This window comes from Escherichia sp. MOD1-EC7003 (genome assembly GCF_002965065.1).
In the GTDB taxonomy this organism is placed as follows: Bacteria; Pseudomonadota; Gammaproteobacteria; order Enterobacterales; family Enterobacteriaceae; genus Escherichia.
Map to the genome: position 1 here is coordinate 14,090 of NZ_PTRE01000157.1, position 14,075 is coordinate 28,164.

Below are 14,075 nucleotides of genomic sequence, written 5' to 3' on the forward strand. Positions count from 1 at the left end.
CTCGTAGAGTGAGGTGGTCTATCACCCCCCTAAATTCTGATTTTGTTGCGTTTTCCGCTTGTTGTCGGGGAAACCGGCAAATACGCGCAACTCCTCCACCGTCCCATTAAACACATTAAAATCCACCGGGCCGTTAATACCGTCTACCCGACCAAGATCAGAATGCTGCCAGAAACGCCACATCCGTGAACCGCTGTCCGGAACACGTTGATAATAGTGGGCAATCCACCAGGGATACTCATCAAAATAGCCTGCCAGATTGGCCTGATAAAACACCGAACCAGAATAAATAATCGGCTTTTTTCCCGTGCTTTTTTCGACCATTTTTAGCCACTGACTTATCCGCTTGCGTAATTCCTTCGCCGATAATTTTCCTCGCTCTTCAACGTCCAGTACCGCAGGCAGGTCGCCGTGGGCAAAATCCACCGTTTGTAAAAATAATCGTGCCTGAACTGAAGCGGATACCGACGGGGAAAAATAGTGATACGCCCCGCGCAGCAGGCCATTTTCGCGGCTTAGTTGCCAGTTACGCGAAAAATAGGGGTCCACCAGCTTTTCACCTTCTGTCGCCTTAATAAAAGCAAACTGTAAGCGAATACCGTTATCGCGCATTTTTGCCACCCGCTGCCAGTCGATCCGCGCCTGCCAGCGCGAAACATCTATTCCGTGAATGGTGTAACTGGCAGGAATGCGAATAGCAAAAGATTTGACCGGGCGGTAACCGTAGAAGTGGATGTAGTCTTTAATCTGAATTGCTGTCGAATAGAAAAAGTTCACCGTCTGACGCGGATAAATTGCAACGATGGAAATTAGCCCAAGAGCGCATAATAAAGCGGTGAATTTTTTTCGACTGGTAATTCTCAGCTGCATTGGTTTCATCCCTGAATGTCAGTGCCAAAGACTGACAATAACCAAAGCAGCTATAGTACGGTGCTCACCACCAGGCATGGAAGTGGTGAACCGGACCAATACCGTGACCAACTTCCAGCGTGTCGGCCTGGGCTAACGCCGATGAAAGCCAGCTTTTTGCCTCCAGAACGGTGTCAGCCCAGTTTGAATGGCGAGGACGTAGTGCAGCCAACGCCGCAGAGAGCGTACAACCAGTGCCGTGGGTGTTTTTGGTCATAATGCGCGGCGCAGTAAACCGTTGTTCCCCCTCACAGGTAAACAGCCAGTCCGGACTTTGTTCATCATCCAAATGACCACCTTTCATCAGCACTGCGCCACAGCCCATCGCCAATAATTCACGTCCCTGTTCCAGCATTTCCTGTTCGTTACGCGCGTGTGGCGCGTCGAGCAAGGCAGCAGCTTCGGGCAAGTTTGGCGTTATTAATGAAACCTGTGGCAATAATCGACTGCGCAGTGTGGCAACCGCTGAAGGTGAAAGCAGTGGATCGCCGCTTTTCGCCAGCATAACGGTATCCAGCACCACGTTTTGAATCTGATAACGTTGCAGCCGTTCTGCCACTGCTTCAACAATATCCGTTTCTGCCAGCATGCCAATTTTGGTGGTGTCGATCCGCACATCGCTGAACACGGAATCAAGCTGGGCGGCGACAAAATCAGGCTCAATGCGATACACCGACTGCACACCACGGGTGTTTTGCGCCACCAGTGCAGTAATAACTGAGCAACCATAAGCGCCAAGTGCCGAGAAGGTTTTGAGATCGGCCTGAATCCCTGCGCCACCACTCGGGTCAGTGCCAGCAATCGTCAGAGCATTAATCCGTTTCATGCCTGCACCTCCTGTGTCAGCCGCCAGAGCGCATCGAGGAAATGCGGAACAAAACTGCCCGGTCCCTCGCTTCTGGCGACTGCGCGTTCTCCGGCTTGTTTCATCCAGTGACAGGCAGAAGCCACATTTTCCAGAGTATCGCCGGGTAATGCACAACTGGCGGCGACGACTGCCGATAATGCACAGCCAGTTCCTACCACTTTGGTCATTAACGGATCGCCACCGTGAATGCCAACGGTGCGACGCCCATCGGTAACATAATCCACCTCGCCAGTGACCACGACGATTGCGCCGGTTTCCCGTGCCAGTGTTTGTGCAGCGGGTATCGCGTTAGCTGCTGCGTCAGTGGTATCCACTCCCCGTCCACCATTAGCAACGCCAGCTAATGCCATGATTTCCGAAGCATTACCACGTATGGCGCTTGGTTTAAGAGGCAGGAGTTCCAGACAAAAACGGCGGCGATAATCGAGTGCCCCCACCGCAACGGGATCAAGCGTCCAGGGCGTTTGTGATAGTGTTGCCTGCTCAACGGCAGCGCGCATCGCTTGCGCTCGTGGCTGCGTCAGCGTGCCAACGTTAATCAGCAACGCACTGGCGATGGCCGCAAACTGACTGGCCTCTTCGGTTTCGATAACCATTGCCGGCGATGCACCGAGCGCCAGCAAGGTATTGGCAGTAAAGGTTTGCACCACATCATTAGTCATGCAATGCACAAGAGGAGAGTGTTGGTAAAAGAGGTGTAACGCGTGCGCGGATTGCGCGGAACTCAGCAGGTCGACTTGCATAGTTTGCTCCTGCCATAACGTGAAGAAGCAATGACCTGGTGGTCTGTGACTTCCCTACGCTGGCATTATCCAGATCAGGTGATACGGGTATTTCTCAGCCTTCACGCAGAAGGGCACCCCGAGTCGTTTGGTTGCGATGATAAATCGCAGAGAAGAATGGTAATGTCCGGCGCACGCGTTGTAAACGAGGAAAAACGACTGTTTTACAATAGCGTTAATAAATTATTTGATATAAGAATCCAGCACCTTCAGAACGACATCCAGATCTTCTTCACGTTTTAGCTCATCCCCCTGGTGAACGATGTGTTCCGTCAGATGCCCCTTAATCACTTCCCGCATCAGACCGTTTACTGCGCCACGGATAGCTGCAATCTGTTGTAAAACTGCAGCGCATTCGTGCGGCTCGTCGAGCATTTTCTTGAGCGCCACAACCTGGCCCTGAATCTTACTGGCACGCGCTTTCAGTTTTTGTTTATCACGGATTGTATGAGACATGGCAACACCTGGTTAACAATAACATGAAAAATCATAGCACTATTAATCTACTGGGGGGTAGTAATAATGTACTGGGGGGGAGTAGAATCAGATTGCCGACTTAATACTAAGAATTATTATCATGACCGAATTTACCACTCTTCTTCAGCAAGGAAACGCCTGGTTCTTCATCCCCAGCGCCATCTTACTTGGCGCGCTTCATGGCCTGGAACCGGGGCACTCAAAAACGATGATGGCAGCGTTTATCATCGCCATTAAAGGCACCATTAAACAGGCGGTGATGCTTGGGCTGGCGGCGACTATTTCGCATACTGCGGTGGTCTGGTTGATCGCCTTTGGCGGGATGGTGATCAGCAAACGCTTTACTGCGCAATCAGCAGAACCGTGGCTCCAGCTGATTTCCGCAGTGATCATTCTTGGCACCGCGTTCTGGATGTTCTGGCGTACCTGGCGTGGCGAACGCAACTGGCTGGAGAATATGCACGGGCATGATCATGAGCATCATCACGATCATGAACATCACCACGACCATGAAAATCATCACAACCACGAACATCACCACGACCATGGACATCATCACCATCACGAACATGGCGAGTATCAGGATGCTCATGCGCAAGCCCACGCTAATGACATCAAACGACGCTTCGATGGCAGAGAAGTGACCAACTGGCAAATTTTATTGTTTGGTTTAACAGGTGGACTGATCCCCTGCCCGGCGGCGATTACCGTGCTGTTGATTTGCATTCAGTTGAAAGCCCTGACACTGGGCGCAACACTGGTCGTCAGTTTCAGCATTGGCCTGGCGTTAACGCTGGTCACCGTAGGCGTCGGCGCAGCAATCAGCGTTCAGCAGGTCGCAAAACGCTGGAGCGGATTTAACACTCTCGCTAAACGCGCCCCCTATTTCTCCAGTTTGTTGATTGGCTTAGTTGGTTTATATATGGGTGTGCATGGCTTTATGGGCATAATGCGATAGACTTGCATGTTATCTTCAACCCAGGATGATTCTTAAATCAGCTATTTCCGCTGACTCCTCACCCGATGAGGATGCTTTTAGGGCATCCTTTGATTTACACTTTTTACGAAATCATGGGATCACTAACAAAATATCGCTTGTCAGTTATATTGTATGGCAGGAAAGATATGCGACTGATATTACAGATCCCCAAAGTGGAGAGTATATGACCATTAAAAATAAGATGTTGCTGGGTGCGCTTTTGCTGGTCACCAGTGCCGCCTGGGCCGCACCAGCCACCGCGGGTTCGACCAATACCTCGGGAATTTCTAAGTATGAGTTAAGCAGTTTCATTGCTGACTTTAAGCATTTCAAACCAGGCGATACCGTCCCGGAGATGTACCGTACCGATGAGTACAACATTAAGCAGTGGCAGTTACGTAACCTGCCCGCGCCTGATGTCGGGACGCACTGGACCTATATGGGTGGCGCGTACGTGTTGATCAACGATACCGACGGTAAAATCATTAAAGCCTACGACGGTGAGATTTTTTATCATCGCTAAAAAAAGCCCCCTCGAAGAGAGGGGGAAATGCAGACACCTTGTTATTTTTTATTATTAGCCACTTGCTCGTCTTGCTTGTTATTAGTCATATTTCACGTTGATTAGGGCGGTAGCCTCCAGAGCGCCAGATTTAACTTTCTTTGTATCGTAGACGTAATAACTGGCAATGACTGGTATATTAATAATATTGCTATTTAAAGAATCCCCAGGTTTATCTGTTTTCCATAATGATGTCGCCGCGCCCTGACCGCCGCTAACAGCAAATTTGATGGTGGGTTCAGTCCCTTGTGGTGGTTCTGTTAGATCCAACACAAATCCTACACCATTATCTGTATTACCACGCAAAATAGTATTACTTCCTGTTACTAAGTCACTACTAGAAAGATATACAGCCATATTTCGCGATGTTTGTTTTTTGTCGCCGAAAAGATTATCACATTTCAACGTAATTATTCCTTTCTTACTGTTCGCTGTAATCTTTCCCTGGTTTCTGAGCTGGAACAAGGCGATATCATCTACTTTTATTATTGTGTTTTCAGGCTTACAGGTCGTATTTTTAGGGTAATAGGAAATACTTAACCCAAGCGTAAATGTATCCCCTGCCAGTTTGCTGGTGAGATAATTTACACACCAGTTAATCTTCAATGCATTGCAAATACTCAACCAAAAGTCGATGGATGAAGATGACTCACCGCCAATATTTGCAATTACAGTATCTGAAATAAACCAGATGGGTTTTCTTTCTCCACTAAAATCAGGTGTACCTCTGGCAATTTTAACCACATAGGGTAATTCTGCCTGCACATTGCTGAATTTCCCAATCGTGTCACTGGTTTTACTTAAAGGCTCTATTTTAACCTTTAATTTTTCGCCATTACCAAAAGGCCCAACTTCAACCCAATCACTTTTGATATTTTTATAAACTATTTTATCCGTACTCGTATCACAAGATATTCCAGTAAACACGACACTTTTACTAAAGGAAACCTCATTCGCTAAAACTTCCCCCACATTAATGCTATCAGTAATATTTAATGATGCAGTAGTACGACATCCAGCCCAGGTAAAATTAGCCCATAAAATAAATATTAGTAACATTCCATTTCTGAACATAATATTCCACCTCTCACCGACAGATATAGTTTTTACTTTCATCAATCTCTTTACCGAAGGTGATTGTGCATGAAAGTCTTTGTTGCTTATCAATTGCCACATTAACCGATGGCGGTACTTCATTGGTGCGAATAAATAACTGGCTTCCCTGGCCGACAACACCAATATTGTGACCATGGACATCATTGACTTCATAACCAAACGTTAATGGTTGCCCATCCGCTCTTAACGCTTTTATAAACCAGGGCTTTCGCTGATCGGTATCAAAATTAACCAGCACAACCGCGCCACGATAAGGTGCGGCAATTTTCCTGTTACCGCGCAATTCTGTTTCGCTATCGCTTTGCGACACATCCAGCATCAGGTGATTTTCCCGATAAGGTGTCATTCCATCGTATACCACCACTCCATTATGGTTTGTTGTGCGGTATTTTTGCCCATTGACATAAGCATCTTTAATTCCTGGCGCATTCATCACCGCAAACGTTTCGGAAAGACGGTTCGCCAGATTAACGCCGCCTGACCAGGCGACAATGCCCCCTGAAACACTGGCTCCAGCCTGTCGATAAGTACTCGACTGACTATAACTGCCATTCACTGTCGCAACCGGCGCATTCCAGGTTAAATTCGCTCCAGCTGTCGTTTCATTTCCCTGATGCTGATGACTCAGGTTTACCCCATAGTTAAACTGATCCCGGCTTCCAACAGTTCCCGATAATCCCGTATTGTTTGAGGCAAAACCCTGATCATCAAACGTCGTTGAGTTAGACAGATATATTTGCCGACGAGGCGTCGTAACGTCATCACCCCAGTCAAAGGGAATCGATATAAAAATATTAAAACGTTTCTCTTCATGATGATTCTCGTCATACGCCTGGCTTGCCGCGAGGGTATAGCTTATCCACCGCAGGTTGTTGGAATAACTCAACTGATAATCTTTACTGCTACCGCTACGCCCCCAGTAATCTCGCCATAAGGAACTTAAGGACACAGAACCCCAGCCTTCTGGCAATGACTGGCTCATATTGGCAGAGAAGCTATTTTTACGGCCAAAATCGTTCTGATAATAATCGGCAATGTCATAGACATCGTTTTCATCACGGCGATAATTATCTTTATTGTTTGCCCAAACGTGATCGTTAAACGTCCGGTAATCACGCGAAGAATAGCGCCAGGCTGCCAGACCAAAACGCGTTGATGTTTGGCTCAAAAATTTGTTGTAGGCAATTTGATAACTTTGCCCGTCAAACACATCGCCGTTGTCTTGCTTACTATGCGACTTCGTAGCATCGACGGAAATTGCACCAATGCGTGTATTCCAGCCAGTCCCAAAAGTGAACGCGTAATAATTATTTGCGACCATCGAGCCGCCATACAACGTCAATAAATTATTAAAACCATACTGATAACCCACCTGAACAAAATCACTTTGTTTGCTCGCCCCTTCAATATGGCTACGACCCGCCGCAAAATCATATTTTGACACGCCAGGTTGCAACATATTAGGCACCGCCGCATAAGGCACCAGATAAGTGGTCACGGAACCATCAGCTTCCTTAACACTAACATCGAGATCCGCACCACCGCCCGCTAACTGTAGATCAGTAATAGAAAACGGACCGGGCGGAACCTCTTTCTGATAAACAACAAAACCGTTCTGTTCAATGGTTACCAACGCGTTACTCTGGGCAATACCCTGCACGCGTGGGGTAAAATTTTGCTTTGAGTTTGGCAACATCTGCATATCACGAAATAACCGTACCCCGCTGAAGCGAACGGAATCAAAGATATCGGCTGACGTGTACATATCACCAACGCGCAAAGTACCGAGAATTTGTGCAAAACCACGCTCCAGATACAGTGTGTTACTCTTCCACTCCCCAGGATTATTATCCGTTTTGCTAAAATTGGTATCTGAATGCAGTTGCCATCCCAGCAAATTTAACCCGCTGTTAAAACGTACATAGGTGCTCTTACTATTGCCCGAGGCTTTGTAATCACTGTAATACTGACTTACGTAATAAGAGGTATAAAACGCATTAATACCCCGCTCCCAGTTTTCCGGTGGAACATAGCCACTTTCCAGTTCTTCCACCCAGGCTTGCGGGACACTGAAATCGAGACGAAAAACCCCGATATCCCAGATATAGCTTCCACCCTGAACGAGTTGCTCAAATGTTAAACATTGCTTATCGCTGGCGAAGTTATCGGTATTAATTCCTAGCCGTTTGATAATTTCCCTCGATAAACATGTTTCTTGCGGGGTGTCTTTAACCATAATCTCATATTTCCCGCGCCATTGCTTATTGACATAAATATCGATGTCATACTGCCCCGGCAAGGGTTGATTATCATCAAGACGAATATTTGTAATCTGCTGGTCTTTCATTCCACCTATCATAAAATGGGTATCAAAGGTTTCTTCAGCTGCATAAGCTTCAATGCCGAGCAATAACGCTACGATTGCTGATGCAAGTGGGGTCATTCTCAACATAGGTGGCTCCTGCAATTAAATTTTGTTACTAATATAGTTGCCATGGTCATCGATAATGGTCAGATGCCAACTATTTGCACTATTATTTTTTACACTGACATTCTGACTTTCCAGTGGTGCAACCATGATTGTTTCATAATTCACTTTAACATTATTAGCTTTTATATCAGAAATCGTTACCCAATTTGGAGAATCATTTTTTATAATTAAATTATTGCCACTACGATTCATCTGCAATTTTTTAAATGTTGCTTTATTTACCGGGGTGATACCTACTGGTCGGTAAAATAACTTAATTCTGTTTTGCATGGCAAATTTTAACGTATTCTTTCCTTCGTCTTCAGGGCTATTCGGTGGAATATCCAGGATATTAAGATAAAAGATGCTTTCCTTATTAACTGGCAATTTATTAGGCATAACTTTAATTTTTATTTGTTGTCCGGAATTAGCCACTACTTTCGCTACTGGCGGCGTTAGTATGAAAGGAACCTGAATTTTTTCTGGCGGCAGAGACGTGTCGCCATCATCAATCCACGCCTGCACCAGCGAAGAGCGATTCCCTTGATTCATCAGTTGTACCATAACTTCTTTCTGTTCTGCCGGGTAAATGATACGAGTCCCGTAAATAACCATTCCAGCATGCGCGGGAAATATCATAGAAGAGATGAGTAAAGATAATAACTCTTTCATCTTAATGCCTCTTATATTTATGCTGGCCACCATGAATATGGTGGCCATTTTTAATTCCTGGAGAAAAACGAGCATTAGTTATTGTAAATATTTAATCCTGGGCAACACGCATAACCAATGATGAATTAACAGAACCAGATGCAACACTACTGTCGGTCAACTTCAGATATTTAGCCTTAAACGGAATAGCATATTGTCCATCCGCAGTTTTATAATCTTTGATATTAAACGGTGCGGACACATCCAGTTCGTTACTGCTATCACCCAAATAGAGATAGTACCCTACGGTGTCATTACTACTTGATATTGCCTTATCATTACCGATAATTTTCTCGTTAGTGATCAACGAAAGTTTTACGTCCTCACTAGTCTCCGGACAAGTAATTTTCAGCATGCTACTGGTTACACCGACCGCATCATCATAAGTTGCATATTTCGCTTTACCTTCAAAGACAGTGGTTGGTACAGGTGGCATATTGATACTTACTGAATCGCCACCCGCTTCAAATTTACACGGAGATTCTGCAATATTCCCTTTAATGGTTAAAGTTCCGGTATCAACGTCTGCAGCAAATACTCCAGCGCTCATAAAAAAAGAAGAAAAGACAGCGGCAGCAATAATTGAACGTTTCATAATATGTTCCTTAATAAGATTTATTTTTGGTTGTTAAGAGTTTGTATCTCTTGGAAACAAATTTCTCACACCGAAAAAGTTACCGCAATGTAAACATATTGTTTTATTGATTTAAAGCAAATTAACTATTGCAATATAAACACAACAAATACTTAATAGTATGAAACATTCATGGCATCTATTAATCAATGCAGATTTCTGTAATCGGTATTGCTGATAGCAATAAAAAAGCCGAAATCATTCATATAAATGATTTCGGCTTTCTAAATCCGATTAAAACCACGCTGCCATATTAATCGTAGCGATTTAACACGATTCGACGTTTGCTATCGCTACCTGCAACAACCACTTCTGTCGTTACACCTTTGACTGGCGAAGAAACCTGATGACGGGTATCAATATTATACGTTAACTGACCACAATGCTGCTGAGGTTGACCATTCAACATAGCCATACTGCATGTTGGAGGACTGATCCTGCCATTAATCGTTAATGTGGCAGTTTCTGAAGAGAACGCGGGAGAAGCCAATCCATAGGCAAGAAAAATAATTCCTGACAACCAATACTTATTCATTGAACGTTATCCCTGTTGTAAAGGTTATGCCTGGATAGATTGTGTGCATAACAAACTATAGCTGTACATCCACTACACAGCTACGAAGGATGATAAAGAAGCATTGCCTGTGCGATCAATCGACTTTGTACAGTTTCGGACTAAGTACCGCAGAATATTCGCAGCATTAAAAAAGTGGTTATTACATCTGCAAAAGTAAATACACCGCATCAATATAACATTGCTGCGGTGTATGAAGAGTAACCAGAAAGGTTAATGCGCGTTAGACCGCGCGGAAGGAAATCTCGCCTGGAATGACTTCACCCTGCCAGTAAAGCTGAGCTGCAACACAGTCAGCCAACCGGCGGTAGATAGCGGTAAATTCACTCTCCGGACGGCTGATAACGGTAGGAGTGCCTTTGTCGAGGTCTTCACGCAGGCTGATATGTAACGGCATTTGCCCCAGCAACTGCGTGTGATATTTCACTGCCAGTTTCTCTGCGCCGCCAGTACCGAAGATCGGTTCGTGGTGACCACAGTTACTGCAAATGTGCACACTCATGTTCTCAACAATACCAAGTACCGGAACTTCGACCTTCTCGAACATCACGATACCTTTTTTGGCATCAATAAGCGCAATATCTTGCGGTGTAGTTACCACAACCGCACCAGTTACAGGAATGTTTTGCGCCAGCGTCAACTGAATGTCACCGGTGCCTGGCGGCATATCGAGCACCAGATAGTCGAGATCTGGCCACAAGGTTTCCTGCAACATCTGCATTAACGCCTTGCTCGCCATCGGGCCACGCCACACCATCGCGTTATCGTCAGTGACCAGATAACCAATCGAGTTGGTTGCCAGACCATGAGACATAATCGGTGCCATATGAGTACCGTCTGGCGAAGTTGGACGCTGATTTTCTGCGCCCAGCATGGTGGGGATTGATGGGCCATAGATATCGGCGTCCAGAATACCGACTTTCGCCCCTTCAGCCGCCAGTGCCAGCGCCAGGTTTACCGCCGTGGAGGATTTACCCACGCCGCCTTTACCGGAACTGACCGCAATAATGTTCTTCACGCCGTTAATTCCCGGCTGATTCTTCACGCGTTTCAGAGTGGCAATGTTATGCGACAGTTTCCAGTCGATAGCTTTCGCCCCAGTGATGCGCAGCAGTTCGGCGCTACATTGCTCTTTTAACTCTTCGAACGCGCTATGCCAGACGAACGGCATAACCAGTTCCACATGCAACGTGTCGTTCATCCAGGCGACATGATGCAACGCTTTCAGCGTGGTGAGGTTATGCTTCAGGGTTGGGTGCTGAAAATTGGCCAGTGTCCCGGCGACCATTGCGCGCAAGGCTTCTGGTGATTTGGCCTGGGATTGTTCGCTCATCCCGACTCCTTATTTATAAAGATAACTTATCGCTATTAGTTTACCTGAAGTTAACAGCTAAGTACTTACCTAATAATGCATCATAAGATGCTTGCGTAGGACTTACGTAACCATGCCCCATTTGGTACTATCTAACCCCTTTTCACTACAAAGAAGTAATGCCTACTATGACTCAAGTCGCGAAGAAAATTCTGGTAACGTGCGCACTGCCGTACGCTAACGGCTCAATCCACCTCGGCCATATGCTGGAGCACATCCAGGCTGATGTCTGGGTCCGTTACCAGCGAATGCGCGGCCACGAGGTCAACTTCATCTGCGCCGACGATGCCCACGGTACACCGATCATGCTGAAAGCTCAGCAGCTTGGTATCACTCCAGAGCAGATGATTGGCGAAATGAGTCTCGAGCATCAGACTGATTTCGCAGGCTTTAACATCAGCTATGACAACTATCACTCAACTCACAGCGAAGAGAACCGCCAGTTGTCGGAGCTTATCTACACTCGCCTGAAAGAGAACGGTTTTATTAAAAACCGCACCATCTCTCAGCTCTACGATCCGGAAAAAGGCATGTTCCTGCCGGACCGTTTTGTGAAAGGCACCTGCCCGAAATGTAAAGCACCAGATCAATACGGCGATAACTGTGAAGTCTGCGGCGCGACCTACAGCCCGACGGAGCTGATCGAGCCGAAATCGGTGGTTTCTGGTGCTACGCCGGTGATGCGAGATTCCGAACACTTCTTCTTTGATCTGCCCTCTTTCAGCGAAATGTTGCAGGCATGGACCCGCAGCGGCGCGTTGCAGGAGCAGGTGGCAAATAAAATGCAGGAGTGGTTTGAATCTGGCCTGCAACAGTGGGATATCTCCCGCGATGCGCCGTACTTCGGTTTTGAAATTCCAAACGCGCCAGGCAAATATTTCTACGTCTGGCTGGACGCACCGATTGGTTACATGGGTTCATTCAAGAATCTGTGCGACAAGCGCGGCGACAGCGTAAGTTTCGATGAATACTGGAAGAAAGACTCCACCGCCGAGCTGTACCACTTCATCGGTAAAGATATCGTTTACTTCCACAGCCTGTTCTGGCCAGCAATGCTGGAGGGCAGCAACTTCCGCAAGCCGACCAACCTGTTTGTTCACGGCTATGTGACGGTGAACGGCGCGAAGATGTCCAAGTCTCGCGGCACCTTTATTAAAGCCAGCACCTGGCTGAATCATTTTGACGCTGACAGCCTGCGCTACTACTACACCGCGAAACTCTCTTCACGTATTGATGATATCGACCTGAACCTGGAAGATTTCGTTCAGCGTGTGAATGCCGATATCGTTAACAAAGTGGTGAATCTGGCGTCCCGCAACGCGGGCTTTATCAACAAACGTTTTGACGGCGTACTGGCAAGCGAACTGGCTGACCCGCAGCTGTACAAAACCTTCACCGATGCCGCTGAAGTGATTGGTGAAGCGTGGGAAAGCCGCGAATTTGGTAAAGCAGTGCGCGAAATTATGGCGCTGGCTGACCTGGCTAACCGCTATGTCGATGAACAGGCTCCGTGGGTAGTCGCAAAACAGGAAGGCCGCGATGCCGATCTGCAAGCGATTTGCTCAATGGGCATTAACCTGTTCCGCGTACTGATGACATATCTGAAGCCAGTACTGCCGAAACTGACTGAGCGTGCAGAAACATTCCTCAATATGGAACTGACCTGGGATGGTATCCAGCAACCGCTGCTGGGTCACAAAGTGAATCCGTTCAAGGCACTGTATAACCGCATTGATATGAAGCAGGTTGAAGCCCTGGTGGAAGCGTCTAAAGAAGAAGTGAAAGCCACTGCCGCACCAGTAACTGGCCCGCTGGCAGATGATCCGATTCAGGAAACCATCACCTTTGATGATTTCGCCAAAGTTGACCTGCGCGTAGCGCTGATCGAAAACGCAGAGTTTGTTGAAGGCTCTGACAAACTGCTGCGCCTGACGCTGGATCTCGGCGGTGAAAAACGCAATGTCTTCTCCGGCATCCGTTCTGCTTATCCAGATCCACAGGCACTGATTGGTCGTCACACCATTATGGTGGCTAACCTGGCACCACGCAAAATGCGCTTCGGTATCTCCGAAGGGATGGTAATGGCAGCGGGTCCTGGCGGGAAAGATATCTTCCTGTTAAGCCCGGATGCCGGTGCAAAACCAGGCCACCAGGTGAAATAATCCCCACTCCAGGCGCTACATTCGTAGCGCCTTTTCTTTATGAATTCCTAAAGTTGTTTTCTTGCATTTTCTGCACTCTTTATTTTTGTCATTAACTGTTAGCATCCGCTGAAACTGGATAAAAACACAGGAAAAGCAAATGAAGAGTTTTATCTATCAGGACGACAAATCACATAAATTCTGGGCGGTAGAGCAACAAGGAAACGAGTTGCATATCAGTTGGGGGAAAGTCGGCACCAACGGGCAAAGCCAAGTAAAAAGTTTTGCAGATGCGGCGGCAGCGGAAAAAGCGGAACTAAAGCTGATTGCTGAGAAGGTGAAGAAGGGGTATGAACAATCCACTGACGAAACAAATGAATTTGCCATCTCTTCTTGTGAGCCTGTCCTCACAAATCAAAGGTAAGCGCATCATTTAAACCGTCTTTCGCCTCCCTTTCCTGTTTCCGATACTAATGTCCA

At 46.7% G+C, this 14,075-nt stretch carries 13 protein-coding genes, 1 pseudogene and 1 riboswitch; of the genes and pseudogenes, 4 read left to right on the top strand and 10 right to left on the bottom strand.

Features of this window, described 5'->3' with window-relative positions:
* Positions 1-21: 21 nt before the first annotated feature.
* The 4 genes from A7090_RS21990 to rcnR form a co-directional block, all read right to left on the bottom strand.
* Complete coding sequence (locus tag A7090_RS21990; RefSeq protein ID WP_105275515.1) at positions 22-870, bottom strand: glycoside hydrolase family 25 protein; 849 nt, start codon at positions 868-870, stop codon at positions 22-24.
* A 64-nt stretch (positions 871-934) separates the two neighbouring features.
* Positions 935-1,735, bottom strand: a complete 801-nt coding sequence (thiD, locus tag A7090_RS21995) for a bifunctional hydroxymethylpyrimidine kinase/phosphomethylpyrimidine kinase (RefSeq protein ID WP_105275516.1) — start codon at positions 1,733-1,735, stop codon at positions 935-937.
* Positions 1,732-2,520 carry a hydroxyethylthiazole kinase gene (gene thiM, locus A7090_RS22000; RefSeq protein ID WP_105275517.1) on the bottom strand — a complete coding sequence of 263 codons (789 nt, stop codon included), beginning with the start codon at positions 2,518-2,520 and terminating at the stop codon, positions 1,732-1,734. The genes thiD and thiM overlap by 4 nt, the downstream gene beginning before the upstream one ends.
* A 34-nt stretch (positions 2,521-2,554) precedes the next feature.
* Positions 2,555-2,651: riboswitch (TPP riboswitch) on the bottom strand.
* A 91-nt stretch (positions 2,652-2,742) separates the two neighbouring features.
* The gene (gene rcnR / locus A7090_RS22005) at positions 2,743-3,015 is read right to left on the bottom strand and encodes a Ni(II)/Co(II)-binding transcriptional repressor RcnR (protein WP_000019944.1); all 273 of its coding nucleotides are present in this window, start codon (positions 3,013-3,015) and stop codon (positions 2,743-2,745) included.
* Positions 3,016-3,136: 121 nt separating this feature from the next.
* Here rcnR and rcnA point away from each other — a divergent pair, with 121 nt between their 5' ends.
* Entirely contained in the window at positions 3,137-3,994 is an 858-nt protein-coding gene (gene rcnA / locus A7090_RS22010) for a nickel/cobalt efflux protein RcnA (RefSeq protein ID WP_105275518.1), read from the top strand.
* 205 nt (positions 3,995-4,199) lie between these two features.
* Positions 4,200-4,538 (top strand): Ni(II)/Co(II) efflux transporter accessory subunit RcnB, encoded by a 339-nt coding sequence (rcnB, locus tag A7090_RS22015; RefSeq protein ID WP_105275519.1) that lies wholly within the window; start codon positions 4,200-4,202, stop codon positions 4,536-4,538.
* Between the two features lie 81 nt (positions 4,539-4,619).
* On the opposite strand, the gene A7090_RS22020 is transcribed toward rcnB, so the two are convergent.
* The 6 genes from A7090_RS22020 to apbC all read right to left on the bottom strand — a co-directional run bounded on the left by A7090_RS22020 (position 4,620) and on the right by apbC (position 11,415).
* Entirely contained in the window at positions 4,620-5,654 is a 1,035-nt protein-coding gene (locus A7090_RS22020) for a fimbrial protein (protein WP_105275525.1), read from the bottom strand.
* Positions 5,655-5,664: 10 nt separating this feature from the next.
* The gene (locus A7090_RS22025; protein WP_105275520.1) at positions 5,665-8,145 is read right to left on the bottom strand and encodes a fimbrial biogenesis outer membrane usher protein; all 2,481 of its coding nucleotides are present in this window, start codon (positions 8,143-8,145) and stop codon (positions 5,665-5,667) included.
* Between the two features lie 15 nt (positions 8,146-8,160).
* The gene (locus A7090_RS22030) at positions 8,161-8,835 is read right to left on the bottom strand and encodes a fimbria/pilus periplasmic chaperone (protein ID WP_105275526.1); all 675 of its coding nucleotides are present in this window, start codon (positions 8,833-8,835) and stop codon (positions 8,161-8,163) included.
* Positions 8,836-8,926: 91 nt separating this feature from the next.
* Positions 8,927-9,469, bottom strand: coding sequence for a fimbrial protein (locus tag A7090_RS22035; protein ID WP_105275521.1), 543 nt, complete (start codon positions 9,467-9,469; stop codon positions 8,927-8,929).
* Positions 9,470-9,761: 292 nt separating this feature from the next.
* Entirely contained in the window at positions 9,762-10,043 is a 282-nt protein-coding gene (locus A7090_RS22045; protein ID WP_105275522.1) for a YehE family protein, read from the bottom strand.
* Between the two features lie 262 nt (positions 10,044-10,305).
* Positions 10,306-11,415, bottom strand: a complete 1,110-nt coding sequence (apbC, locus tag A7090_RS22050) for an iron-sulfur cluster carrier protein ApbC (protein ID WP_105275523.1) — start codon at positions 11,413-11,415, stop codon at positions 10,306-10,308.
* 167 nt (positions 11,416-11,582) lie between these two features.
* Between apbC and metG the strand changes: the two genes are divergently transcribed.
* A complete protein-coding gene (metG, locus tag A7090_RS22055) occupies positions 11,583-13,616 on the top strand; it encodes a methionine--tRNA ligase (protein ID WP_105275524.1) in 2,034 nt (677 codons plus the stop codon).
* A gap of 139 nt (positions 13,617-13,755) precedes the next feature.
* Positions 13,756-13,971 (top strand): annotated as a pseudogene (locus A7090_RS22060) (WGR domain-containing protein); the annotation flags it as partial.
* Between the last annotated feature and the right edge of the window lie 104 nt (positions 13,972-14,075).

Excerpts from the sequence above, each read along its gene's own strand:
- rcnR (WP_000019944.1), bottom strand. The coding sequence starts at position 3,015 with ATGTCTCATACAATCCGTGATAAACAAAAACTGAAAGCGCGTGCCAGT.
- rcnA (WP_105275518.1), top strand. The coding sequence starts at position 3,137 with ATGACCGAATTTACCACTCTTCTTCAGCAAGGAAACGCCTGGTTCTTC.
- A7090_RS22030 (WP_105275526.1), bottom strand. The coding sequence starts at position 8,835 with ATGAAAGAGTTATTATCTTTACTCATCTCTTCTATGATATTTCCCGCG.
- metG (WP_105275524.1), top strand. The coding sequence starts at position 11,583 with ATGACTCAAGTCGCGAAGAAAATTCTGGTAACGTGCGCACTGCCGTAC.
- A7090_RS22035 (WP_105275521.1), bottom strand. The coding sequence starts at position 9,469 with ATGAAACGTTCAATTATTGCTGCCGCTGTCTTTTCTTCTTTTTTTATG.
- thiM (WP_105275517.1), bottom strand. The coding sequence starts at position 2,520 with ATGCAAGTCGACCTGCTGAGTTCCGCGCAATCCGCGCACGCGTTACAC.
- rcnB (WP_105275519.1), top strand. The coding sequence starts at position 4,200 with ATGACCATTAAAAATAAGATGTTGCTGGGTGCGCTTTTGCTGGTCACC.
- apbC (WP_105275523.1), bottom strand. The coding sequence starts at position 11,415 with ATGAGCGAACAATCCCAGGCCAAATCACCAGAAGCCTTGCGCGCAATG.
- thiD (WP_105275516.1), bottom strand. The coding sequence starts at position 1,735 with ATGAAACGGATTAATGCTCTGACGATTGCTGGCACTGACCCGAGTGGT.
- A7090_RS22025 (WP_105275520.1), bottom strand. The coding sequence starts at position 8,145 with ATGTTGAGAATGACCCCACTTGCATCAGCAATCGTAGCGTTATTGCTC.
- A7090_RS22045 (WP_105275522.1), bottom strand. The coding sequence starts at position 10,043 with ATGAATAAGTATTGGTTGTCAGGAATTATTTTTCTTGCCTATGGATTG.
- A7090_RS21990 (WP_105275515.1), bottom strand. The coding sequence starts at position 870 with ATGCAGCTGAGAATTACCAGTCGAAAAAAATTCACCGCTTTATTATGC.